27 protein-coding genes are annotated in these 24,639 nt (G+C 45.1%); 15 read left to right on the forward strand and 12 right to left on the reverse strand.

Annotated elements, in window-relative coordinates; genetic code table 11:
• Positions 1–8 precede the first annotated feature (8 nt).
• From BCT11_RS24535 to purF, 3 genes are all read left to right on the forward strand, one after another.
• Positions 9–602 carry an SPOR domain-containing protein gene (locus BCT11_RS24535; protein WP_038871324.1) on the forward strand — a complete coding sequence of 198 codons (594 nt, stop codon included), beginning with the start codon at positions 9–11 and terminating at the stop codon, positions 600–602.
• A gap of 61 nt (positions 603–663) precedes the next feature.
• Positions 664–1,155, forward strand: a complete 492-nt coding sequence (locus BCT11_RS24540) for a CvpA family protein (protein WP_005432921.1) — start codon at positions 664–666, stop codon at positions 1,153–1,155.
• A gap of 36 nt (positions 1,156–1,191) precedes the next feature.
• Positions 1,192–2,706 carry an amidophosphoribosyltransferase gene (gene purF / locus BCT11_RS24545; RefSeq protein ID WP_038871321.1) on the forward strand — a complete coding sequence of 505 codons (1,515 nt, stop codon included), beginning with the start codon at positions 1,192–1,194 and terminating at the stop codon, positions 2,704–2,706.
• Positions 2,707–2,775: 69 nt separating this feature from the next.
• Here the strand turns inward: purF and BCT11_RS24550 are convergent, their stop codons facing one another.
• On the reverse strand, positions 2,776–3,651 hold the full coding sequence (locus BCT11_RS24550) for a LysR family transcriptional regulator (protein WP_038871318.1): 876 nt from the start codon (positions 3,649–3,651) through the stop codon (positions 2,776–2,778).
• Between the two features lie 285 nt (positions 3,652–3,936).
• Between BCT11_RS24550 and BCT11_RS24555 the strand changes: the two genes are divergently transcribed.
• The 7 genes from BCT11_RS24555 (at position 3,937) to recR (ending at position 9,757) form a co-directional block, all read left to right on the forward strand.
• Positions 3,937–5,043, forward strand: coding sequence for a response regulator (locus BCT11_RS24555; protein WP_102389516.1), 1,107 nt, complete (start codon positions 3,937–3,939; stop codon positions 5,041–5,043).
• A 249-nt stretch (positions 5,044–5,292) separates the two neighbouring features.
• The gene (locus BCT11_RS28560; RefSeq protein WP_005380608.1) at positions 5,293–5,424 is read left to right on the forward strand and encodes a hypothetical protein; all 132 of its coding nucleotides are present in this window, start codon (positions 5,293–5,295) and stop codon (positions 5,422–5,424) included.
• 15 nt (positions 5,425–5,439) lie between these two features.
• Positions 5,440–5,844, forward strand: a complete 405-nt coding sequence (locus BCT11_RS24565) for a YbaN family protein (protein ID WP_038871313.1) — start codon at positions 5,440–5,442, stop codon at positions 5,842–5,844.
• Positions 5,845–6,010: 166 nt separating this feature from the next.
• The gene (gene apt / locus BCT11_RS24570) at positions 6,011–6,556 is read left to right on the forward strand and encodes an adenine phosphoribosyltransferase (RefSeq protein WP_038871311.1); all 546 of its coding nucleotides are present in this window, start codon (positions 6,011–6,013) and stop codon (positions 6,554–6,556) included.
• A gap of 8 nt (positions 6,557–6,564) precedes the next feature.
• On the forward strand, positions 6,565–8,715 hold the full coding sequence (dnaX, locus tag BCT11_RS24575) for a DNA polymerase III subunit gamma/tau (protein ID WP_102389517.1): 2,151 nt from the start codon (positions 6,565–6,567) through the stop codon (positions 8,713–8,715).
• An 82-nt stretch (positions 8,716–8,797) separates the two neighbouring features.
• On the forward strand, positions 8,798–9,127 hold the full coding sequence (locus tag BCT11_RS24580) for a YbaB/EbfC family nucleoid-associated protein (RefSeq protein WP_005380618.1): 330 nt from the start codon (positions 8,798–8,800) through the stop codon (positions 9,125–9,127).
• A gap of 30 nt (positions 9,128–9,157) precedes the next feature.
• Entirely contained in the window at positions 9,158–9,757 is a 600-nt protein-coding gene (gene recR / locus BCT11_RS24585) for a recombination mediator RecR (RefSeq protein ID WP_038871307.1), read from the forward strand.
• Positions 9,758–9,810: 53 nt separating this feature from the next.
• Here the strand turns inward: recR and aqpZ are convergent, their stop codons facing one another.
• Together aqpZ and BCT11_RS24595 are read right to left on the reverse strand one after the other, a co-directional pair.
• Positions 9,811–10,509: an aquaporin Z gene (gene aqpZ, locus BCT11_RS24590; protein ID WP_009707332.1), complete on the reverse strand. Its 699-nt coding sequence runs from the start codon at positions 10,507–10,509 to the stop codon at positions 9,811–9,813.
• A 215-nt stretch (positions 10,510–10,724) separates the two neighbouring features.
• On the reverse strand, positions 10,725–11,984 hold the full coding sequence (locus BCT11_RS24595) for an amino acid permease (protein ID WP_038871389.1): 1,260 nt from the start codon (positions 11,982–11,984) through the stop codon (positions 10,725–10,727).
• Between the two features lie 314 nt (positions 11,985–12,298).
• Between BCT11_RS24595 and BCT11_RS24600 the strand changes: the two genes are divergently transcribed.
• The 3 genes from BCT11_RS24600 to BCT11_RS24610 are packed head-to-tail and all read left to right on the forward strand — an operon-like array spanning position 12,299 to position 14,659.
• Positions 12,299–12,679, forward strand: a complete 381-nt coding sequence (locus BCT11_RS24600) for a RidA family protein (RefSeq protein ID WP_038881906.1) — start codon at positions 12,299–12,301, stop codon at positions 12,677–12,679.
• Positions 12,680–12,693: 14 nt separating this feature from the next.
• Positions 12,694–13,971, forward strand: a complete 1,278-nt coding sequence (locus BCT11_RS24605) for an L-serine ammonia-lyase, iron-sulfur-dependent, subunit alpha (protein ID WP_102389518.1) — start codon at positions 12,694–12,696, stop codon at positions 13,969–13,971.
• 28 nt (positions 13,972–13,999) lie between these two features.
• Entirely contained in the window at positions 14,000–14,659 is a 660-nt protein-coding gene (locus BCT11_RS24610; RefSeq protein WP_045405696.1) for a PAS domain-containing protein, read from the forward strand.
• Here the strand turns inward: BCT11_RS24610 and BCT11_RS24615 are convergent.
• Both BCT11_RS24615 and BCT11_RS24620 read right to left on the reverse strand, forming a co-directional pair.
• Positions 14,656–14,904, reverse strand: coding sequence for a YkgJ family cysteine cluster protein (locus tag BCT11_RS24615; protein WP_038871300.1), 249 nt, complete (start codon positions 14,902–14,904; stop codon positions 14,656–14,658). The two genes, BCT11_RS24610 and BCT11_RS24615, sit on opposite strands and share 4 nt — an antisense overlap.
• Before the next feature lie 117 nt (positions 14,905–15,021).
• Positions 15,022–15,279: a hypothetical protein gene (locus BCT11_RS24620; RefSeq protein ID WP_038881903.1), complete on the reverse strand. Its 258-nt coding sequence runs from the start codon at positions 15,277–15,279 to the stop codon at positions 15,022–15,024.
• A 218-nt stretch (positions 15,280–15,497) separates the two neighbouring features.
• Here BCT11_RS24620 and BCT11_RS24625 point away from each other — a divergent pair, with 218 nt between their 5' ends.
• The gene (locus BCT11_RS24625; protein ID WP_038871294.1) at positions 15,498–15,938 is read left to right on the forward strand and encodes a YcgN family cysteine cluster protein; all 441 of its coding nucleotides are present in this window, start codon (positions 15,498–15,500) and stop codon (positions 15,936–15,938) included.
• Positions 15,939–15,999: 61 nt separating this feature from the next.
• On the opposite strand, the gene BCT11_RS24630 is transcribed toward BCT11_RS24625, so the two are convergent.
• From BCT11_RS24630 to BCT11_RS24640, 3 genes are all read right to left on the reverse strand, one after another.
• The gene (locus tag BCT11_RS24630; protein WP_005439775.1) at positions 16,000–16,251 is read right to left on the reverse strand and encodes a GlsB/YeaQ/YmgE family stress response membrane protein; all 252 of its coding nucleotides are present in this window, start codon (positions 16,249–16,251) and stop codon (positions 16,000–16,002) included.
• A 96-nt stretch (positions 16,252–16,347) separates the two neighbouring features.
• Positions 16,348–18,075, reverse strand: a complete 1,728-nt coding sequence (locus tag BCT11_RS24635; RefSeq protein WP_038871386.1) for a hypothetical protein — start codon at positions 18,073–18,075, stop codon at positions 16,348–16,350.
• A gap of 74 nt (positions 18,076–18,149) precedes the next feature.
• Positions 18,150–19,544: a glutamate decarboxylase gene (locus BCT11_RS24640; RefSeq protein WP_038881900.1), complete on the reverse strand. Its 1,395-nt coding sequence runs from the start codon at positions 19,542–19,544 to the stop codon at positions 18,150–18,152.
• Positions 19,545–19,904: 360 nt separating this feature from the next.
• On the opposite strand from BCT11_RS24640, the gene BCT11_RS24645 reads away from it, so the two are divergent.
• Positions 19,905–21,596, forward strand: a complete 1,692-nt coding sequence (locus tag BCT11_RS24645) for a mechanosensitive ion channel domain-containing protein (protein WP_038871288.1) — start codon at positions 19,905–19,907, stop codon at positions 21,594–21,596.
• Positions 21,597–21,673: 77 nt separating this feature from the next.
• Here the strand turns inward: BCT11_RS24645 and BCT11_RS24650 are convergent, their stop codons facing one another.
• The 4 genes from BCT11_RS24650 to BCT11_RS24665 all read right to left on the reverse strand — a co-directional run bounded on the left by BCT11_RS24650 (position 21,674) and on the right by BCT11_RS24665 (position 24,526).
• On the reverse strand, positions 21,674–21,958 hold the full coding sequence (locus BCT11_RS24650) for a putative quinol monooxygenase (protein WP_020195700.1): 285 nt from the start codon (positions 21,956–21,958) through the stop codon (positions 21,674–21,676).
• Positions 21,959–22,027: 69 nt separating this feature from the next.
• Complete coding sequence (locus tag BCT11_RS24655) at positions 22,028–22,423, reverse strand: VOC family protein (RefSeq protein ID WP_038871282.1); 396 nt, start codon at positions 22,421–22,423, stop codon at positions 22,028–22,030.
• A gap of 82 nt (positions 22,424–22,505) precedes the next feature.
• Positions 22,506–22,802, reverse strand: coding sequence for a ribbon-helix-helix domain-containing protein (locus BCT11_RS24660; protein WP_038871280.1), 297 nt, complete (start codon positions 22,800–22,802; stop codon positions 22,506–22,508).
• A gap of 146 nt (positions 22,803–22,948) precedes the next feature.
• Entirely contained in the window at positions 22,949–24,526 is a 1,578-nt protein-coding gene (locus BCT11_RS24665) for an alkaline phosphatase (RefSeq protein ID WP_102389519.1), read from the reverse strand.
• Between the last annotated feature and the right edge of the window lie 113 nt (positions 24,527–24,639).

Raw genomic sequence — 24,639 nt, forward strand, 5'->3', positions numbered from 1 at the left:
GTAATTTGATGGCAAGTAAATTTCAAAGTCGTTTAGTCGGCACCATCATTCTAGTGGCGGTGGGGGTCATCGTGCTTCCAGACGTACTGGATGGTAAGAAACTGCACTATAAAGAAGAGTTTGCCAGTATTCCTATCAAACCTGAACTTGATAGCGATGTGGAGAACTTCGAAATACTTGAGCCTGTTGAAGACGACGTTTCATTACCGGAATCTCCGGTAACTGCAACAGTGAATGAATCTCAAGAGCCTCAAGTCGCGGTTTCTCAGCCAGAACCAGAGTCAGTTTCTCAGCCAGAAGAAGTCAAACAACCTGAACAGGTTGAAGTTGCCGTTCGTCCGGTTGAAGAAAAAAATCAATATGAAGATTCAGCCTGGATCATTCAGTTGATGGCACTAAAAAATCATGAAAATGCGGTTGCACTTGTAGAGGATCTTCAGAAGCGTGGCTACCAAGCTCATGTAAAAAAAGAGACAGCCTTTACTCGAGTAATTGTTGGTCCTGATGTGTCAAAAAGTAAACTTGAACGACAGGTCAAGGAATTACAAAAAATTACAGGCTCAAAAGGTCAATTGCTTAAATTTAAGCCATTAAATCCATAAGAAAACGTTTGCGTCAGCATTTTTTCTGTTAAAATGCGCGCCAACTTAAGATGAAGAAAACATGAATTGGTTAGATTTTGTCATTTTAGGTGTGATCGGATTTTCAGCTCTGATCAGTTTAGTTCGCGGTTTTGCTAAAGAAGCTTTGTCTTTGGTGATTTGGTTTGGAGCATTTTTTATCTCCAGTAATTACTACGCCAAATTGGCGGTGTATTTCACCAACATCGAAGATGAAATGTTTCGTAACGGAGCCGCAATAGCGGCGTTATTCGTCGCTACCTTAGTGGTTGGTGCAGTGGTGAATTACGTCATTGGTCAACTGGTACAAAAAACAGGGCTATCAGGAACCGATCGAATTCTCGGTGTGGTGTTTGGTGGTTTACGCGGAGTACTGATTGTTTCTGCGGTGCTGTTTTTTATGGATGCGTTTACTGCATTCCCAAGCTCAGATTGGTGGAAAGAGTCACAGTTGGTCCCAGAGTTCAGCCGTATCATCGCCCCATTCTTCGAGCACTTAAAAGCAACATCAAGTTTTCTGTCTGGCACTATCTAGTAGTGCCAGCTACTGTCGCAAATCGAGGATTAGGACATGTGTGGTATTGTTGGAATCGTGGGCACAACGCCTGTAAACCAGTCTATTTATGACGCGTTAACGGTGTTACAGCATCGTGGCCAAGATGCCGCTGGTATTTGTACCATAGAAAGCAATCGTTTTCGTCTGCGTAAGGCGAACGGTTTAGTGAAGGATGTGTTCGAAGCAAGACACATGCAACGCTTACAAGGTGAGGTTGGTATCGGTCATGTTCGTTACCCAACCGCAGGCAGTTCAAGTGCCTCTGAAGCTCAACCTTTCTACGTAAACTCTCCTTTCGGTATTACACTTGCCCACAATGGTAATTTGACTAACGCTCATGAAGTTCGTCAAAAACTGTTTGAAAAAGACCGCCGTCATATCAATACGACTTCAGATTCTGAAGTGCTTCTGAATGTACTCGCTCACGAAATCGATACAGTAAAAGGCAATGTGACAGCTGACGATGTCTTCCGTGCGGTTACGAATGTTCACCGTACAATCCGTGGTGCTTATGCTGTTGCTGCGATGATTATTGGCCACGGTATGATTGCGTTTCGCGACCCACATGGTATCCGCCCTTTGTGCTTAGGTAAGCGTGAAGTGAACGGAAGAACAGAATACATGGTGGCGTCAGAGTCAGTGGCGTTAGATGCTGTTGGTTTTGATTTTGTTCGCGATGTCGCTCCTGGTGAAGCGATTTACGCAACGTTTGATGGTGAACTATTTACGAAACAATGTGGCGATAATCCAAAACTGAATCCGTGTATCTTTGAATTCGTTTACTTTGCACGTCCGGACTCTTTCATCGACAAGATTTCTGTATACAGTGCTCGTGTTGAGATGGGTAAAAAGCTTGGCGAGCGTATTCGTGAAGATTATGCAGAATTGGATATCGACGTGGTTATTCCTATTCCTGAAACGTCTTGCGATATTGCTCTACAAATTGCCCAAGCTATTGATAAACCTTACCGTCAAGGCTTTGTGAAAAACCGTTACGTAGGTCGTACTTTCATTATGCCGGGTCAGCAACAGCGTAAGAAATCGGTGCGCCGCAAACTAAACGCGATTCGTTCTGAATTTAAAGGTAAGAATGTCCTGCTTGTGGATGACTCTATTGTTCGCGGTACAACATCAGAGCAGATCATTGAGATGGCTCGTGACTCTGGCGCAAACAAGGTGTTTATGGTCTCGGCGGCACCAGAAGTACGTTTCCCGAATGTTTACGGTATCGATATGCCAAGTGCAACAGAGTTGATTGCTCATGGCCGCGATAACGAAACCATCTGTAAGCAAATTGGTGCTGACGCGCTTATTTACCAACGCTTGGATGATTTGGTTGAAGCAGTTGGTTTAGGCAATCAAGACATCACTCAGTTCGATACATCAGTATTTAACGGTGAATATGTGACGGGTGATATTGACCAACAATACCTCGACTTCCTTGATGGTTTGCGCAACGATGATGCAAAGACACAAGCAGAAATTCAGCAAGATCTTGCTAATCTAGAACTGCATAACGAAGGCGCTTAATCTGCCCGGAAATCCAAGACATAAAAAAACCAGAGCTCGCGCTCTGGTTTTTTGTATCTGCTATCGAGTTTAGTGAATGTTGTAAGCGATCACGAAGTCGATAAAAAGACGCACTTTCTCAGGAAGATGGTCTTTGTGATTGTACAGCATGTAGATGTCGCGCGGGTTAGCGCTCCAATCTGGTAATACACGCAGTAGATCGCCACTTTCAATATACTCTTTGATCATCACGTCAGGCATTAATGTAATCCCCAACCCTTCAGAGCAAGAGCTACGCACGACATTCAGTGCATTGGCTTGAAAACGACCACGTTCTGCATTCACCACAGACTCTCCCTTGCTGTTGATTAGTGTCCACTTGATCAGTGGGTAGCCTTTCAGCAAAGAATGGTTAGAGAGCTCTTCAGCGTGGTTTGGTGCCGGATTTGCGGCGAGATAGTCAGGACTTGCGACCAGAATATCCTTCACTTCACCAATTTTACGGGCGATCAAGCTTGAGTCACGCTGTGGTCCAACGCGGAAAATCACGTCCCACTCAGTAGGATCAAGTTGATCGGCGTTGTTTTCTGTCGTCAGCTCGATGTTGATGTCAGGATACTGCTTCATGAACCCATTAAACATAGGCATCATCATGCGCTTAGTCAGGTTGTACGGTGCAGAAATCTTAATCTTGCCCGATGCGCCACGACAGTCATCCGTAATCTCCTCAGCTGTCGATGTTAGGCGTTGTAGCAGAGGTGAGCATTCATGGTAAAAGCGTTCTCCGGCCTCGGTCAGAGAAAGCTTACGCGCATGACGGTTCAGCAATCGAAGATTGACAGAGTCTTCTAGCGCTTGAATGCGTCGGGTGATGGTTGCCACCGGAATCATGGTTTTTCGCGAAGTTGCGGTATAGCTCCCATTTTCGACAACCAATCGAAACAGGTTTAGATCATCTAATTTCATATTTCCAGACACATTAAACTACCGTTTATGGCTAATTTATAATTAACTTTGTGATCAAAGTTTGCTTTAAGTCAACATGTTGCGTCATTTGAACACAGCAAGGCTCCCTGAGTAAATACTGATAGACCATGGAATATTTGTATAAACGTCAATTTCAGGCTACGGTTTATAACAAGGTGAAAGGGCCTGATGTCTTGCTGCATAACGTTTTGTAAGATGTGAATACAACAAAAATAACGACATATAAATTTGTTTTTTTGACTGAGCTTTGTGAGGTGCAAAGGTATGTTTAAGACTCACAGTCAAACGGCAATGGTCTCGGCGCAGGAAGTGGTCAATCATAAACTCATCATGTTAGTGGACGATGATCCGATATTTCGTAGCGTGACTAATGCCTATTTGGAAAGTCAGGGTTTTAAGGTGGTCGAAGCAGAAAACGGCCTAGAGGCGCTTCAACAACTAAGGGAATGCCAACCTGATTTGGTCTTATGTGATTTATCCATGCCCGTGTTGGACGGGATAGAATTTGTCGAGGAAGTTAGCTTAGAGTATCCGTCTATGCCACTTATTGTTGTGTCTGGAACGGATGAGATGTCTGACGTCGCGAAAGCGCTTCGTTTTGGTATTAAAGATTTCTTACCTAAACCAATAGGAAACTATCAACATTTATCTCAAGCGATCGACAACACGCTTGAGGAATCAGACTGTCACTACTCTGACCATCGAGATTTTTCGAGCCAATGGTTTAGGGTTGATGACGGTGGGGAAATGCCAGACGATCAAGAACTGCACTGGCACCTAGAATATCTACAACAACACCCAAATGCAGCAAGAGACTTGCTACACGCTTTATTGCCAGAAAAAGACGCATCACAAGGCGATTGGAAATGCTCTTATCGTTTATTGCAATCAACCGACGTTATGCCTTTAGTGTTTGATTACCGTTGGCTGATGAACGGGCAATTTGCCTTTTATCTCGTTGATTCAGCGTCATCAGAGCACGATGGTGTGGCAACAACGCTGCTGGTGCGTGCTTTGTTTGATGACTACTTACGTAACTTAAAGAGTTTTAGTGCAGACCTGAAAGACATGGTCGACATTATTGAAAAAGGTATTCAGTGCTCTGATAGTACCGGTGCCGTAAATGCCGTTTTCGGTGTCGCAGATCTTGCTTCGTCTTCTGTCTCTATACTACCAGCGGGTTTGGATAGTCAGTGGTCAGACGGCCATTCAAATCAGCACATAGCCGCTGGTAATCAATTAGGTGACGGCAGTATGAAAAACTTCATCACCCGAGATTTACCAATCAGCACTAACGGGCAGCTTTCAATTGGTTGTCTTGGGACATCCAGCTTTAGCCTCAATATGGTTCGTCTGAATCGATTGATATAACGAGCAGCAGGTAAAAACATAGATACATCAACAAAAGCAGCGTCCATTACGCTGCTTTTTTATTTCTAGCTGCTTGGCTTCGAACTAATGATACTTCGCTTTATAACCCTACTTTTTGTTGGTGTTTAGCGTTAATTGTTTAAGGTATAGTCATCGCTTAAAACAATAATGACCCATTTATGCAACGATAATTTAACGATGTAAGGTGGGGGAAGCGAAGTCAACTCAACTCTAGTGAGAAGAAACATCATGGCAGACAAAGATTTTAAAGAGCCTTATAATATTTTTTACTTTTTAGGTTTCATTGCAGTCCTTTTGATCCCAACTTTACCTGCAACGTTAACCTGGCTTCGTGTAATGAATGGTTACGCGGGCTTTTAATTTAGCGTTAGTTTATTGGAGTCCACCATTCGTATTAAGCGTTACCTTTTCAATATAGCTGGTGGACTCTGCATGCTGCTTGGCATTGCCGGCATCGTTCTTCCTCTTCTTCCTACCACACCCTTTATTCTTTTAGCGAGTGCCTGTTTCATGCGAGGCAGCCCTGCGTTTCATCGTTGGCTACATGAACATAAAACGTTTGGACCTTTACTCGAAAACTGGCATAAACACCGAGCAGTCACACGCAAGGTGAAACAACGTGGCGCGGTCTTCATCGTACTCAGTTTTACTTTCTCCATCATTGTCGCTCCAATGGTTTGGGTAAAAATTGCGCTTTTAGTGATGCTAATCGTTTTACTGAGTTGGTTTATGCGTCTCCCTGTGACTGAGTTGGTTGCTGACCGAGAAGAAAATCACTAAGATTGTAGAGAATAGTGTGCCCGCTCTTCGAGTGGGCGTTTGTATTTTCAGCGCTTGTGACTTTTACGAAAGTAAGCACATAGTGATGAAAACCTATTGTTTGTTGCCCTCATATATACTGCGATTAGAACAGAGGGTGATGAGCCAATCTAAGTAAATCGGTATTATGACTACAGAAACAATCTCACTGATCAAATCTAGCATCAAAAGCATCGAAGATTACCCGAAACCAGGCATTCTTTTCCGCGACGTAACCAGCCTTCTTGAGGACGCGAAAGCGTATCAAGCAACAATCAATCTTTTGGTTGAGCGCTACAAAGATATGGGTTTCACGAAAGTTGTGGGTACAGAAGCTCGTGGTTTCTTGTTTGGTGCACCACTAGCACTAGAACTGGGTGTTGGTTTTGTCCCTGTGCGTAAGCCAGGCAAACTGCCTCGTCCTACTGTGGCTCAATCCTACGAGCTTGAATATGGTGTTGATACGCTAGAAATCCATACTGATGCGATCGTAGAAGGCGATAAAGTATTGGTTGTAGATGATCTACTTGCTACGGGCGGTACGATCGAAGCAACAACAAAGCTTATCCGTCAACTAGGCGGTGAAGTAGAGCACGCTGCATTCGTTATCAACCTGCCAGAAATTGGTGGTGATAAGCGCCTAGAAGGTCTAGGTCTGAACGTATACAGTATTTGCGAGTTTGAAGGACACTAATACATTCAATGAGTTATTTAGCTTTAGCGCGAAAATGGCGTCCGAATAAGTTTGACCAAGTCGTAGGGCAAAGCCATGTCCTTACGGCTCTGGAAAACGCGTTGGCGCAAAATCGCTTACACCATGCGTATCTCTTCAGCGGTACGCGAGGCGTTGGTAAAACATCGATTGGCCGACTGTTTGCTAAGGGCCTGAACTGTGAAACAGGTATTACCGCTAACCCTTGTGGTGAGTGTGATACTTGTCGTGAGATTGATGAAGGTCGCTTTGTTGACCTACTAGAGATCGACGCGGCTTCCCGTACTAAAGTTGAAGACACTCGTGAACTATTAGATAACGTTCAATACAAGCCCGCTCGCGGACGTTTTAAAGTGTACCTCATTGATGAGGTACACATGCTTTCGCGTCACTCTTTCAATGCGCTGTTAAAAACGTTGGAAGAGCCGCCAGAGTATGTGAAGTTCTTGTTGGCGACGACGGATCCACAAAAACTGCCGGTAACGATTCTGTCGCGCTGTTTACAGTTCCACCTTAAGCCAATCAGTGTTGATGACATTCATCAGCAACTTGACCATATTCTGGAAAAAGAACAAGTCTTTGCAGAAGCAAGAGCACTTGGCATGATCTCGCATGCTGCAGATGGCAGTATGCGTGATGCACTGAGCTTAACTGACCAAGCTATCGCCCTAGGTAACGGCACGATTCAGACCGATATCGTTAGCCACATGCTTGGTACGATTGATACTGACCAAGCGATTCATTTGCTGGAATCGGTCAGCAGTAAGCAGCCGCAACAGGCGATGGACAAAATCCAACAACTTGCATCAAACGGTGTCGAGTGGGATGGATTGCTACAACAATTGGCATCCCAGCTTCACCGCGTCGCGATGTACCAAGCTCTGCCATCGACCTTAGATCAGACTCAACCTGATGCTGAAAAAATCGAATTATTGAGTAAAGCGCTAACACCACAAGATGTTCAGCTTTACTACCAAATTGCTTTAAAAGGCCGTGAAGACCTAACGTTGTCACCGAATGGTCGCGTTGGGATGGAAATGATCGTTTTGCGCATGATGGCATTCCGTCCATCTGCAAGTAACAGCGCCACCGTCATCTCAACCTCATCGCAGACACAAGGCTTGCCTGCGCAAAGTGCAGTGCAAACACAAGCAGTATCGGTGGCAAAACCGCAAGCGCCAGTTCAGCAAGCACCTGTACAGCAAACGCAAAGTCAGCCTAGACCAAGCCAGTTAGCGCCGAATATGGCGTCACAACCGCTGTCTCAGGCAGCACAGCAGCCGACGAATGAAGCACCATCATACCAACCTGAATATCAAGGTGGTTATGACATGGCACCACCAATGAGTGAGAATCCTGTGCCTACACAGCAGGTTCCTCAACAAGCTCAACCTATGCCAGAGAACGCGCCAGCGCCTGCTCGAGGTAATTTGAGTGGTCTTCGTCATCAATTGCGCTCGCAACGCCAGGGTCAGCAACAGGCGACGACGCAAAATGGTGGCCCAAAAAAGCCTAACGCGACATCTGCTCAAAAAGAGTCGGTCATTGACCGTCTAGCGCAATTGCATGGCAATTCCGCGCAGGTGTCGCCACCATCCTCTTCTCAAGCGGAACAACCTGTCATTGAGGATGAAGCATATCGTTGGCGTCCAACCAAGCAACCGGTTGAAACAAAAACGAATACGCAACTGACACCTACGCAGCTCAAGAAAGCTCTTGAGCACGAAAAGACGCCAGAAATGGCGCAAAAGCTTGTCGATGAATCATTGGAAAGCAGTGAGTGGGCAAAGCTGATCAGCTTAATGAATACACCCAAGCTGGTGGAGCAACTTGCACTAAACTCGCATTACAGCAAAGAAGGCTCGACAGTTTCGCTACAATTAAGAGACAGTCAGGCACACTTGAATACTGACAGAGCGCAAAGCGAGCTGTTGAACGCGTTAAATGGAGTGTTAGAACAAGAGTGCCATCTTAGTATTGATGTGGGCGAAAACGGTGAGACACCCCTTGAGCTTAGAGACAGGCTGTATCAAGAAAAATTGCAACAAGCTCTGAACAGTTTAGAAAACGATCCGCATGTTCAGTTCATCGAACGTCGTTTCGCTGCAGAGCTCGATAAAGATAGTGTAAGACCTATCTAAATTTTGAACGGAATGGGGTTGAAAACGTTCAGTGAAAACCCCATTAACAGATGCAACACCTAATTAAACCAGAGAGATAAACATGTTTGGTAAAGGCGGTATGGGCAACCTAATGAAGCAAGCCCAGCAAATGCAAGATCGCATGCAAAAGCTTCAAGAAGAAATCGCGAATATGGAAGTAACTGGCGAGTCTGGTGCTGGTCTAGTTAAAGTTACAATCACTGGTAGTCACAGTGTGCGTCGTGTTGATATTGACGAGAGTCTAATGGAAGACGACAAAGAGATGCTAGAAGATCTTATCGCTGCGGCATTCAACGATGCAGCACGTCGTGTTGAAGAAACTCAAAAAGAGAAAATGGCTTCAGTAACTGGCGGTATGCAATTACCACCAGGTATGAAAATGCCATTCTAATCTGCTGAATTCTAACTAAGCGGATTTTCAATGCGTACCAGTCATATGCTGGAACAATTGATGGAGGCCTTACGTTGTCTACCTGGGGTTGGCCCCAAGTCGGCGCAGCGTATGGCCTTTCATTTGTTACAGCGTGATAGAAAAGGCGGTCTGCAACTGGCAGATGCGCTGAGTCAGTCAATGACAGAAATTGGTCATTGCACCGAGTGCCGTACCTTCACTGAAGAAGACGTTTGCCATATTTGTACGAACCCAAAGCGCCAAGAAAATGGCCAAATTTGTGTAGTAGAAAGTCCAGCAGACATCGCGGCAGTAGAAGCGACAGGTCAATACTCGGGTCGATACTTTGTACTAATGGGGCACTTATCACCACTGGACGGAATTGGTCCAAGTGATATTGGTCTTGATGTACTGGATTACCGTCTGCGTCGCGGTGATGTTTCTGAAGTGATTCTTGCAACCAATCCAACGGTTGAAGGGGAAGCAACAGCGCATTACATCGCGGAGCTGTGTAAAGAACACCAAGTGGATGCAAGCCGTATCGCGCACGGTGTACCAGTGGGGGGCGAGCTTGAGCTCGTGGACGGGACAACCTTGTCTCACTCTCTTCTAGGTCGACACAAGATTTAATAAAAAAGCCGCTGAATTCAGCGGCTTTTTTGATCTTGAGGTTCGAGAATCGATTAATCGTTTGATTCTGTACCAAGAAGGTTCTTGTAGATAAGTGCACCTAGAATACCACCAACGATTGGTGCTACCCAGAATAGCCAAAGCTGAGAAACCGCCCAGTCGCCAACGAATACGGCAACACCAGTACTACGTGCTGGGTTAACCGATGTGTTAGTCACTGGAATACTGATTAGGTGGATAAGAGTCAAACATAAACCGATCGCGATAGGTGCAAAACCTTGTGGTGCGCGTTTGTCTGTGGCACCCATGATCACGATTAGGAACATCATTGTCATCACAACTTCAGTCACTAAAGCAGCAACCATAGAGTATTGGCCTGGAGAATGCGCGCCGTAACCGTTCGCGGCAAAGCCAGAACCAACAACGTCAAACCCTGCCTGACCGGTTGCGATTACGTAAAGTACACCACCCGCAATCACACCACCAATCACTTGCGCGATGATGTAAGGCACAACGTCTTTAGTCTCGAAACGACCACCGGCCCATAGACCGATAGTTACTGCTGGGTTTAGGTGACAACCTGAGATATGGCCAATAGCAAATGCCATTGTGAGTACGGTAAGACCGAACGCCAAAGAAACGCCCAACAAGCCAATGCCGACATCAGGGAAGCCAGCCGCTAACACTGCACTACCACAGCCACCAAGCACTAACCAAAAAGTACCAAAAACCTCTGCCATGTATTTATTCATATTGTTTCCTATTGCGGATTTAGATTACCCGCTGAACATAGTAGAGAATTGTCAGAAAAGTGTGAGCTGAAGCACGGAAATTAACCCAAATGCCAGATATGAGCGTTTCTGTCTCATACATGAAACGAAATGAGTAAGGAGAGGGTAGGTGGATGAGTTGAAAGGAAAACCTCGGCTATCGTTATAGAGTTTGATAACCGAGGCGAGAGGAAGCGTTAGCTAAAAGCAATAAATGGTGAGATACACAACAAGATGCCCGTCGCGATGATTAGGTATAGTGAAGCACCTTTGTATTTATGTAGAGAAGGCACTTGATACACCAAGTAAGCAGGAATCAAACAGCCAATCAAACCAAAGATAGGGCTACAAACCGAAGTGAAGCTCAAAACCGGTAGGTTGAGTACGATAGCGCCCCATGCCATCAAAATCGCGAATAGAATGATGCCTTTCGTCACGAGATCTTTGTTGATTTGCTCTTCAGGCATCACTTTTTTCAATGCCAACATCGCAAGGCCTTGGCAAGAATCACGGAAGCCAAGGTAAACACCAAAGAAGGCTGTCATTACAGAAAAGATGTTCAACATCAGGCTAAGCAGTTTAAGCGTCGTGCCGTCCATGCCTTGTGCTACCATCGCAAGCGCAGAGATGTTCTCGTTTGCTGCGCGGACTGCTTGTTCATGAGACATCGCCAACGTGAAAGAAATTGCGTAGAAAAACACGGTCACAAACAAAATGCCAAAAGCGATATTCATGGCACGCATCGCTTTAAAACGGGCAACTTCAATAGACTTCTCTTTCGAACGGTAAGAGATCACCATCGGACTCAAGCTTTGAATAAACAAAATAGAAGTGAGGGTGAACGGTAGCAGCTCAATCGCATCTTTTAGGCCAGCACCCGCTGTTGGGACGCTACCTACATTCGCCAGATCCCATTTTTCAATCATCATGAAGCCTAGCAGTGCTACGGTACAAAGTTTTACCAATACTAATCCGGTGCTGACCTTAAATAGGACCTTCTCACCACGCGAAGCGATTGCCACCAAAGCGCAAACCAATGCTAGACCATACAGCGGGTTTTCCGACAACAGCCCCTCAGTGATACCAAAGCTGTGTAGAAAAGAGGCTGAGTCATTATTGATTGCTGTCGAGTATACGAATACCCAAATCACCAACATGATGAAGTAGAGCACGCCTAACAATGCGCCCCATTTATTGCCAAGGTAGCCAGAGATAACCCCCGCATAGTCTTGACACTTCGGAGAGGTGGAAAGCGTGTTAATAAATAGGCGTTGGAACAAGTACATCGCTGGATAACCAATCACCGCGGAGGCAAGAAATACCCATATGCCAAGTACGCCCACCTTTACTGGAAGAAAAACAATACCAGCACCGATTGCCATGCCGATACTCATGATTACCCAGCCCCAGTCAGTGCTATCAAACTTAGTCGCCGCTTTCCATTCTGTGGCTGTCATTCCGGCTTTAACGTGAGGTGGTTCTTTAGTTATTGGAAGAGTTTGTGTAGGTACAGTAACGCTCATTGTCGTTTTCTCTTTGTTAGTATGAATTTTTCTCAAATCTATTTGAGAAAAAGATTAACAACAATTTTTTTGTGGAAAATTCAGATAAATTTGAGATCTCGACAAAATTACTCAATGAAATCTGAATTTAGATCGATTTGTGTGATCTGTAGTGGTTGTTTTGCTCACATATAGTTGAAAGAATAGCTTTGAAACGAAAGCAAAAGCTGAGTTTTACGACTAAAACTAAAAACTATGTGAGGATTAACATGAAAGAATTGATCACTTCAGAGCACGCTCCTGCCGCAATTGGCCCATATTCACACGGAACCACTTACGGGGATTTGATTTTTACGTCTGGCCAACTCCCAGTTGATAGCGCGACAGGTAAAGTAGTAGAGGGAGGGATTACTGCTCAAAGTCATCAATCTCTAACGAACTTAAAACATGTGCTTGAAGCGGGTAACGGCAGTTTAGATACGGTTCTAAAAACGACGTGTTACTTGGCAAACATCAGTGACTTTGCGGAATTCAACAAAGTGTATGCAGAGTTTTTCCAAAAGGATTGCCCAGCACGAAGCTGCTTTGCGGTGAAAGATCTTCCGCTAGGTGTTTTGATTGAAGTTGAAGCGATTGCTAGTAAAAAGTAATACGGAGAAGAAGCATGAATCAGCAATGGAACCAATATATCCAAATCATTAAGCAAGTTGTGAAACCTGCCCTCGGATGTACCGAACCCATTGCTGCTGCATATGCGGCAGCAGTTGCAAAGCGTGAGCTTGGATGCCAAACCCCGGACATGATTGAAGTACGTGTCTCAGATAACTTGTTTAAAAACTCAATGGGGGTTTACGTTCCCGGCACTGGGAAAATTGGCCTTAAGATCGCGGCGTCAGTTGGGGCATTAGCGGGAGACCCAAACGCAGAACTGGAAGTACTCGCTAAAATTAATCAAGACGATGTGACTGCAGCCCAGCAACTTATTGATGAAGAGCAAGTCAGTGTTGCTCGCATTGATACACAAGAATTTATCTTTTGCAGTGTCACCATGAGCGTTGGAGAAGACACCGTCTCGGTGACTATCAGCGGTGGACACACTAATATTATCCAGATCACTCGCAATGGAGCGGTGACGTTCGATGCCCCTTTGCAGCAGCGAGTCGCGACAGGATCAGTATGTGAAGGGGTGGATATCTCTATTAAGCAGATTTACGACTTTGCCCTTCAAGCGCCATTTGATGACATCAAATTCATTCTGCAAGCGGCTGAACTCAACTCTTCCTTAGCGCAAGAGGGTATCGACCGAGGTTACGGCTTAGAAATCGGCCGGACATTAAAAGGCAATATCGAACAGGGGTTGCTTGGTAATGATCTGATGAGCAGAATCCAAATGATGACCTCTGCAGCATCCGATGCTCGAATGGGCGGTGCGACGCTGCCAGCGATGAGTAACTTTGGCAGCGGTAACCAAGGTATTGCCGCGACGATTCCGGTTGTTATCGCAGCAGAAGCGTTTCAAAGTAACGAAGAACAACTCGCTCGCGCACTAATCATGAGTCATTTAGGCGCGATCTACATTAAGTCATACTACCCACCTTTATCTGCATTCTGTGGTAACACCGTCACTAGTGCTGCCGCATCCATGGCACTAGTGTATCTAGCAGGCGGCTCGTTTGAGCAATCTTGCTCTGCAATTCAAAACGTCATTAGTGACAGTTCAGGCATGGTGTGTGATGGCGCGAAGTCATCTTGTGCAATGAAAGTTTGCACCTCATCAACGACGGCAGTTCGCTCATATTTGATGGCGATGGGTAACCACAGTGTGAAGAATCAAGGTATAGTAGGCGACGAAGTCGAACAAACTATAAGAAACGTAGGCTCTATGGTTAGACTTGGTATGCCGTATACTGACAAATCTATTATCGACATCATGTCGGCCTAGCCTCAAAGTTTTTGCTAAGGGAAGTAAATTGCAGCTTAAGAAACTCACCAAAAGTGATTTAGATATTTTGAATTCGATGAAGAACGTCGTCGATGGCATTGCTCGTATGTACGGTGAACATACTGAAGTCGTTCTTCACAGTCTTGATGCAGAAGCTCCGGAAATCATCAAAATTGCCAATGGCCATGTTACTGAGCGTGGAGAAGGTGCACCGATTACCAACTTAGCAAGAATGAAGCTGCTTGAAGGTAACGACGTTTCAGATTCGTATGTGACGAAAACCGTAAGCGGTAAAACCTTGCATTCCATCACGACCATTGTCCGTAACCCAAAGAACAAACCTATTGGGTTATTGTGTATCAACGTCGACATGGATGTACCGATGCAAGATTTTTTGAGATCGATTATGCCAACTCAACAAAATGACTGCTGTGCGGGCGCACGTTCACCAGAAACCTTCGCTCGTAACATCGATGAAACCATCATTAGTACCATTGAGACCGTACAAGCAGAAGTGTGGTCGAACGAAGCGATTTCCCCTTCAAAACGCAACCGTGAACTGGTCACGCGTTTACAAGGTTTGGGGATTTTTAAATACAAAGATGCGGTATTGATGGTGGCAAATCATCTCGGTATTTCACGCGATACTATTTACCTTTACTTGAGAGAGTTGGGTAGTAACGACTAGGTCAGTTGTTCAAGTTCGGTGATATTATTTATCGCTTCTTGATTCGTTTTGCCGCACACAACTGGGCAAGGTTTGAAGTCGTGGCAAACTTTTGGGCGTTCAGGCATTCCGAAAAGCTTACATAAGTTGTCGTCATTTAATTGAATGCAGCGCTCTCCAGCAGGTTTGCCTTTTGGCATGCCCGGAATCGGAGAAGAGATACTTGGTGAGATACAACACGCCCCACAACCTAATCGACAATCCATCTAAAAGCCCTCGTAAAAATGAAGGGGGCATTATGGCCATTTCTCGTCAGATTGGAAGAGGCGTGCGTGAATTCACGCCAACAAAGTTAGCCCTTTCTACTCGTCATTAAGTCCTTTTTACTCATCATTAAGTAAAGCAGCGACTTCAAAATTCTGATCGCGTTTAGCCTGTTGGATATAACGGTTGCACTCTTGCATGCTTAAACCCCAGGTTCCAGCCTCGGTGCGAGAGGACATTTCCGTTAGGAACGTTGCTTGACCTTCTTGAACATTAGACGCTAGATCCTTGCCGTATTGTTGACAAAGTTCTGCATCGGTACTTGCCGCAGCTCCGAACGAAACAAGAGAGATAATGGTGATCATTGCGAGCTTCATAATATTGATTCCTTTATTCACACTATGAGCTAAAACCATAGGATAGGAATCACTATTAGTAAAAATATCAATGTTGATCGCCCTTGCTAGTGAAATAGAACAAGCGTTGATAATAGTTCGTATTACGGGGCGAAATTCGGCAAAACTTGAACTTTTGTTGTCAGAGGGGTATAAAACGCACCCAATTCATTCCCATTCGAGAAATAAGTAGTAAGCGTATGAGCACTCCATTTTGGCAAAGTAAATCGTTAGAGAACATGACAGAAGAAGAATGGGAATCTCTCTGTGATGGGTGTGGCAAATGTTGTCTGCACAAGCTAATGGATGAAGATACGGACGAAATCTACTACACCAACGTGGCGTGTAGTTGGCTGAACAGCAAAACATGTTCGTGCAAAGACTACCCGAACCGTTTTACTTCAGGCGAAGAGTGCACCAAGCTGACGCGTGAAGATATTGATGATTTTACGTGGCTGCCACACACTTGTGCATACCGCTTGTTGGCAGAAAGCCAGCCACTGCCAGAATGGCACCCATTAATCACTGGCTCTAAGTCTGCAATGCACGCAGCAGGGGAAAGTGTACGAAATAAAGTGGTGTATGAAATCGATGTGGTGGACTGGGAAGACCACATTTTAAATCACCCAAATCGCCCATAGCCGAATGTAAAACAAGCCTTTCATTGAAAGGCTTGTTTATTTTGGGGTGAGGCAAAAGTACCTAACCTTTTAAGAAACGGTTATAGACAAACAATATAACGAAAGCACCTAAAGTCGCAGTGACGATACTGCCGATGTTTACACCGTCTGCACCGCCTAGGCCAACAAAACTGCCTAAAAAACCGCCAACAAAAGCACCAACGATACCTAGCACCATAGTGGCAATCCAGCCACCGCCATCGTTACCAGGCATCAGCCACTTAGCCAATGCTCCTGCAATCAAACCTAGAATAATCCAAGATAGAAAGCCCATAATTTCTCCTTACTCATTATTGTGTTAGGTACGTGTCGTTACGCATTCATGGTTACGTTTCAATCATAGACCATTCATCCAAAAGCGTAGATTTAACTAACTGATGACCATCGCGATGTAACCTAATATCAGGACTAAAACTGAAGTTAATGCGTATGGCACGGGGTAGCCAATCGCTGGCATGTCACTGTGGCTTGCATCTTGGGCTCCTTTCATTGCAGGGGTACTGTTTCTCCCTCCGGCACAGGCTCCCGCTAAAATAGCAGGGTTCATTTTGCGGAAGTACAATCCGTATAACCAAGCTAGCAGAGGTGGTACGAGTGCTGCAGTCACACCTAGTAAAGCTATCTTGATGACAATGATGCCTTGGAATGACGCTAAGATTTTCGGCCCCACGGTTGCCGCTAATACCGCGACAAATAGGTTTAGGCCGATGTCTTGTAGAAAGCTTCTTGCCCCTTCACTCATTGGGCCGCCAAAGCTAGGGTTACGAGTTCGTAGGAATGAGAAAACGATCCCGGTTAACATGCAACCCGCCGATGTGCCAAGGGCAAAAGGGATACCTGCAACGGTGACACTCAAATGTCCAAAGACATAGCCAATAAGAAGGGAGAGGGCGAGGTAGAAGGTTTCAGTGACCGTACTCTCTACAATCGGAACGCTATTGAGTTTGGATGCGGTTTGTTCTACGCACCATTGGGAGCCTGCAATACGCACAACATCGCCCACTTCGACCTTAGTTTGTGGCAATAAAGGTTGCTGGTGGCCTTGTCGAAATATCGCTTTGAAATAAACACCAAAGCCGACTTCGGCATGCAATTGTGCGACAGTTTTCCCTGCATGCTCAGATTTACCAACGTGAATATCAGCCACTTCAATGTCGACATTTCTTGCGCGTGGCTCATCGACTTCATTTCCGATATCGGCTTCACCTTCCGCAATCAAGACGCGATATTCTCCGCGAATGCCAATAACATCATTTAACTCAAGCATTGGATTATCAGAAGCATCAATGACTTGCTCACCTCGAACCACTTTAAGCACGGCCGCATCAGGGAACTTCTGATACAACTCTTGCACTGAACGGCCAACTAACTCTTGGTGTGTGACTTTATAGGCACGAACATCAATCGGTAGGACGCCCACGTCTGAAAACCCAAAGGTGCTTGGGAGTTTCTCGTTGTCATCGCCAGTTGAGAATTCCGCTTCTGCCTCTTTACCTGCTTTGACGGGGTCAATACCAAAGAGAGAAGGGAGGTACTTAATGAACAAGATGATGAGGACGGTCGAAAGGACATAACTTATCGCGTAGCCCGCCGCAATATTGGCACTGACGTGATCAATGCTCATCCCTTCAGGTGGCGTAAATGCGCCTGAACTAATTGCTGACTGCGCTACGCCCATTACGGCGGTCACTGTGTAACTGCCAGAAATGATGCCAGCGGCGTAGCCGGGCTCCAGACCCATTAGCTTGGCGCCGATGACAACAATCGCAAAATTGCTGAACACGACAATCAAACCAATGACGACGAAGTCGATCCCTCCTCTAGCAAGACCGGAGAAAAATTGTGGCCCAACTTTCATCCCAATCGCGTACATGAACATCATTAAGAAGATATCTGAGACCAGACCCGGCTCTTCAATTTTTAGCCCATAAACCGAAAAGGAGGTAAGAGCTAAAGCAACACCAACAACTAAAGTGCCAGCTGTTGTTCCTAGGCTCACTCCTTTGAATGTAAGTCGACCAAGCGGGTATCCAATAGCGAGAGATAGAAAGAGAAAAACGAACGGATTTTCTGACAAGTAACTAAATAGAAAGGACATAGTGTCACCTGTGAACTTGTTGATATAAGAGCAAGGAACCATGAGAGTTCCTTGCTTTAAGTGGAAGGGGACAATTAGCCGTGGTTAAAGTTACTCGACTCATCAGCGTCGCTACCGTTGACGACAGGATGCTTGTCGAAGAAGTCCACGCAGTGTTGTAAATCGGAAATCAAAAGATCCGCCATGTCTCGGCTAAATCCATGTCGAACCAAAATACGCATGATCACTAGATCTTCGCGTTCGGCAGGCATAGCGTAAGCCGCAATTTGCCAGCCACGAGATCGAATGCGATCAGAAAGATCGTAAAGATTGAAGCCTGGGTTTGCGCCATCTTTTATTGACCAACTCAGTGCAGGGATACCACCATGTCCATCATAGATGATGTGGAACATACCCATTTTTTCGACTTCTTTGGCAAGGTAACGAGCTGTGTCATAACAAGCATCGTGGATCTTACGATAGCCCTCTTTGCCAAGACGCAGGAAGTTATAATATTGAGCAACGATTTGACCACCAGGGCGAGAGAAATTGAGTGCAAAGGTGGGCATGTTGCCACCGAGGTAGTTGACGTTAAAGATCAAGTCTTCATGTAGAGCATCGGCATCTCGCCAAACAACCCAACCAACGCCAAGTGGGGAAAGGCCAAACTTATGTCCAGAGGCATTGATGGACTTTACTCTTGGTAAACGGAAGTCCCACACTAAATCTGGATCGCAAAATGGGGCAAGAAAGGCACCACTCGCACCATCAACGTGAATCGGAATATCTAGCCCGGTATCTTCTTGTAGCTTATCTAACGCTTCGTGCACCGCTTGTACTGGCTCGTATTGGCAAGTAAAGGTCACGCCTAACGTTGGGACAACACCAATCGTATTTTCGTCACAACGTTTGATTACTTCCTCTGGGGTCATGATAAGACGGTCGCCTTGCATTGGGATTTCGCGAAGTTCAATGTCCCAGTAGCGCGCAAACTTATGCCAACAAACTTGAACTGGGCCACAGATAAGATTCGGGCGATCAGTTGGTTTGCCTTGCTTCTTCATTTTTTCGCGCCAAGCCCATTTTAGCGCCATGCCGCCTAGCATTGCCGCTTCACTTGAGCCTGTTGTTGAACATCCCATAGGGTTTTCAGCATCCGGTGCATGCCAAAGGTCGGCAAGCATATGCACACATCGAGATTCGATTTCCGCCGTTTGAGGGTATTCATCTTTGTCGATCATGTTTTTGTCGATGCACTCGTCCATCAATTTGTGGACTTCGTCTTCGACCCATGTTTGACAGAATGTCGCAAGGTTCTGACGCGAATTGCCATCAAGCATGAGCTCATCATGGACAACTTGGTAAGCATGATCGGGAGCATGCTCATGCTCTGGAATACGGTACTTGGGCATAACAATGGAAAGATCTTTAGACGAATACACATCGTCTAGGATTGAGCCACGAACGGTTGATTTTTTATGAAGAGGCATGGTGAATCCCTTATCTTATTGAATTAATTCCACTTATTGCTATTTTTTGTAGGGTTAATAGCAATGACGGCAGCAAAAATAAACATAGCAGGGTTTTCTATAATGTCAGGAAAAATAAGCATTTTGTTGCTTATTTCACGTTGTTTTATTTTATTTTGTGCTCGATTAGGCAAATATCAGAGACGTACACCATGTGGCACATGAATTGAGTTGTCATAAGAGGAGAATTGTGAATTTAGTACGCACTTTTTATTAGTGCTCGTTTTCTATTTCGTGGTGTAAACTTACAGCATCTACTTTCAAGGATTTATATCCCGGCGCTTGACCATCCCGTTCAAGTTCGTCCCTTACGAGGTAAAAATGACGTTACTATCCCCCCTAACAGTGCGTTTTACACCATTCAAGGTGTTGTTTATGGCGTTTGCTTTGACGATGAGTTCCTTCATTGTTAATGCAACAGAAAGCACAGAAAAGGTCGTAGAAGTGCCAGAGGTTTCTGCCGCTGAAAAGGCCATCGATAATATCAATCAAGATATCATTGATTTGTCGGAAAGCTTAAAGCAGGCCCGTGGTGATGAACGCGATGCTTTGCAATTGCAACTGTTCCAGAAAAATGAAGAACTGAGAAGCCGCCTTTCAACAGCGATCAGCAATAAATCGATTCCTCACGAGACGTTGATTGAGCTGGTAAAAACTCAAGAGATGTACTCCGAAGGCGCTGTCGCTTATCTGGATGATAAAATCATAGCGCTAAATGAAGAACTCAATAAAGCCAAAGATGAAGACAAACTGTCGCTCGTTAATCAATATCGCGAATTGCAACAATATTTAGATGTAAGCTACGAGTCGAGTTGGCAAAACCTAAAATGGTTAAAGAGCCTTGATATTCAAGACAAGGATGCTGACTCAGAATTTAAAGATAGTGTCGATAAGCGCATGCGCTTATTGTCTGCTTCGATTGAGTACTTGAACCAGCAGAGTGAGATCATTGGTTCGCAAGTCTCTTCTAGCCCAGAGTCGGAAAAAGCATCACTTCAGTTGAACCAATTGATTCTCAAGCAGCGATTGAACGTGGCGACAGAGAGTTTGCGTACTCTGATTACGATTGGTGACAACCTTGGTTTAGAAACCTCTGAATATAAACGTCAGATTTTTGAAGTAACAGGCAGCATTACTCACGACTTGCTGAACACCAAAGTAATTCTGTCTATCTTGAGCCATTGGTCGAACTCAATGGTTGATTGGTTTGCTGAGAACGCACCACAGCACATCTTCCAGTTGTTTGTGTTTGCTCTGATCCTGCTGATTGCCCGCGCACTGGCGAAGCTAACGCGTAAAGTGGTTAGCAAGACGGTGGCATCGAAGAACTTGAAGCTGTCACACTTGATGCAAGACTTCTTTATCTCGATGTCAGGCAAAGCCGTGTGGATCATCGGTATCATGGTTGGTCTATCTCAAATCGGCCTTAACCTTGCTCCAATCCTGACCGGTTTCGGTATTGCTGGTGTGATCATCGGTTTCGCATTACAAGATACGCTCTCAAACTTCGCTGCGGGTATGATGCTACTGATCTACCGTCCGTTCGATGTTGGTGACTTTGTTTACGCAGGTGGTGTAGACGGTAAGGTAAGCCACATGAGCTTGGTGAACACAACAATCCGTACTTTCGATAACCAAATCATCATCGTGCCAAACAGCAAGATTTGGGGTGACGTGATTAAGAACGTGACACATGAGCGCATTCGCCGTGTCGATATGGTTTTTGGTATCGGTTACTCAGATGACGTACTAAAAGCAGAAGAAGTATTGGCAGATATCGTGACGTCTCACCCTTCAGTACTTCGTTCTCCAGAGCCAATGATCAAGCTTCATACACTGAACACTTCTTCAGTTGACTTCATTGTTCGTCCTTGGGTTAAAACGGATGACTACTGGGATGTTTACTGGGATGTAACCCGAGAAGTGAAACTGCGCTTCGACCGTGAAGGCATTTCGATTCCATTCCCACAACAAGATGTGCATTTGCACATGGTGGAAAAGAAAGAAGCATAAATTTCTTTTACTTGAATCCAAAATCAACAAAAAGGCGCTCAATTAGAGCGCCTTTTTTATCGGTTTAGCAGTAAAGATTACAGCTCATCCAAGAACGTGATTTTTGGCTCACTGGCAAGTAAACCATCAATCTCACTCAATAGAGTCTGGAAATGCGTTGTTTTGCAGTGTTCGTCAAACGCGGCTTGGTCTGCAAACTGCTCTTGGAATAAGAATTGGCTTGGGTCATTTTTGTCTTGGAACAAGTGATAACGCACGCAGCCCGTCTCATTTCGAGTCGGCTCTAGCATCGCTTCTAATGCTTGTTTTAGTTGAGATACGCAGTCAGGTTTTGCGTGAAATGCAGCAGTTAAATGAATCATAGTTGTGTTTGCTTCTTTGTTTTTATTAAAGGGGGATAGTGGCAGTTTCTGTTAGGACAGAACTTACTATCAGAGATAGCGACCTTGACGCTGCAAGAACTCAATTTTGTAGCCGTCTGGGTCGGTAATGAAGAAAAATGTCGCTAAGTGTTTTTCCTGATGGTCAAAGACTTTGATGTCGCTCGCTTCGATATCTAGCGAGTTCAAGCGTCGATAAGTTGCCGCAATGTCTTCTACGCTTACCGCAAGGTGCCCGTAAGCCGTACCATGTGTGTATGGCTCACTTTGGTCGTGATTGTGAGTGAGTTCTAACTCGAATCCCGTTTCAGGGTTTGCTAAGTAGGTAAGAGAAAAGCCGTCGAATACGTATTGGTCTTTGATTTCTAGCTCAAGTGCGTCGCGATAAAACTTAAGAGAACGCTCCAGATCGCTTACGCGAATCATGGTATGAATCATTTTTGTCATGAGTACTCCTTAATACTGCGCCTAGACTAGTCAGTTTTAGCGCGAGTTTGGTAGTACTCAGGTACGACAATAACGTGAGTGGTTAGTTTTGCTCACTTAGTGCTTGATCTAGCGTCGCTTGTGGTTGTCGAGCGTAGGTAAGGCAGGCGCAGCGAAGCAGAGAGGCGAAGTTATTGACCTCCCCGTTGTGTTCTAACGCTTCTTGGTAAACGGTCGTGATGAACTTAGGTACGGTCATGTCTTGGGCAGAGGCAATTTCTTCTAGAATCAACCAAAAACTCGATTCCAACTTTACGCTGGTGGCATGGCCATCAATGCGGATGGAGCGGGTAACAAACTGATAGTTTTCTTGTGGTTGTTTAGCAAATATTTCGCACATAAGGTTATTCGTTTTTATAAAAGAGCCGCAATTATTGAAGGGAGGGAGTAAGCCGTCAACCGTTTCTATCACAAAAAAACGCTCCCAGAAGAGAGCGTTTGAGTATCACCACGAAAGTGGCGTGAGTGTGGTTATACGTTGACGAGTTAGTTAATTTGCTTGATGAGGTATTGACCTAGCTCAGAGTGATGCATGATCTTGGAGATAGGTAAAATCGTGCCAGCTGGCCCCCAAGCAAATACGTTTACAGGGGTGTGCGTATGTGTGCCAGCTCCCCAAACTGTATTCTGTTTCGTCCCTTGTTCGCGAGCGAGTAGGTTACCTCTATCGTTGTAAGGAAAAAACGCATCAAAATCGTTAATTGCTGGGACGTTTTCTTCACTTAAATATTTGTGGCTTGCTAAGCGATAAGGGTTTGGTTTACTTGCTAAGACGCGCTCTGCCTGTTCTGGTGTGATAGAAAAGTCACTATTTTCGTTTACGATTTCGGCCAATTTGGCTGGTGTTTGTTTTGTTTTATCAAGCTTTTGAAACTCGCTGATCATGCCGTAGTAGCTTTGTTTTTGATTATAAAGTCCATCAAGAATATCGAACTTGCCGAAGTTAAAGTTGGGAGCATAATCGCGGTTCGTAAAAGCCTCACCATTGCGCTTTTGTGGTTTGGGTAAATCAGCGGAAGAATAACTGAAGCCAAATGAACCGGTTTCATGATCGGCAGTGACTATCACCAACGTGTCTTCACGGCCTTTTGCCCATTCGTATACAGAGTTCACTGCTTCATCAAACTTAATCAGTTCGTGCAACATGGTTCCGGCGTCATTGCTGTGACCCGCCCAGTCAATTTGACCTCCTTCGACCATTAAGAAGAAGCCATCTTTATCCTTAGATAGGATATCGAGCGCTTTTACGGTCATTTCTTCTAGTGACGGTTGAGTCCGTTTCGGATCATTTTTGTTTTTGCTGTAAGCGATGCCATCATCCATGCCTGAATAGGCAAATAACCCCAGTAGCTTATCGCCGTTGGAGGTCTCAAGCATATTGCGGTTAAACGCCAAACTGTAACCTTGCTGCTGCGCTTCCGTCAGAAGGTTTCGCTCGTCTTTGCGTTTCGATTTTAGGTAAACGTCACCCTGGGTCAGCTTCTCAAGTTGTTTGTATGTGTCGCCTTTCTCGTTGGTTGATTTAGGAATCCAATGACGAAGGCCGCCAGAAAGCATCACATCCACGCCGGTCTCTAGCATATCAACTGCGATACTATTTTCGAGAGAGCGATGCGGTTGATGAGAAGCAAAAGCTGCTGGTGTAGCGTGTGTCATTCGTGTATCCGACACCAAGCCTGTTGCTTTGCCTTTCGCTTTGGCTTTTTCCAAAATGGTTTCCACGTGATTACCTTGGCTATCAATACCGATCACTTCTGATGCCGTCGGGGTGCCAGTAGCGAGCATTGTGGCCGAGCAAGCAGAATCGACGACAATCGCATCTTCAGGGTTGGTCAAGGATGAACCAATTACCCCTTCCTGTGCGAGCTTGTAAATGGCGGTCGTTTCGCCTTTGTAAATCGAGTTTGGTGCGTGATTCGCGTAAGTCTCTAACAAGCCTACTTGCTGAGGGCCCATGCCATCACCAATCATTAGGATAACGTTTTTGATTTCTGCTGATAGAGCATTGAAAGAGAGCGTGGACGCCGCTACTGCGGTCACAATTGGGGTCACTAAGTGCTTCATTGTATATTCCTTATTTATAAAAGCGTGCAAATTAAAACAAGGATTTATGACAAAATTGCTACCGTCACAAAAGGTTCATGTGTACTTCATTTCTTTTTACTAGTGCAGAAATA

The organism is Vibrio sp. 10N.222.52.B12 (assembly GCF_002875385.1).
GTDB lineage: Bacteria > Pseudomonadota > Gammaproteobacteria > Enterobacterales > Vibrionaceae > Vibrio > Vibrio jasicida.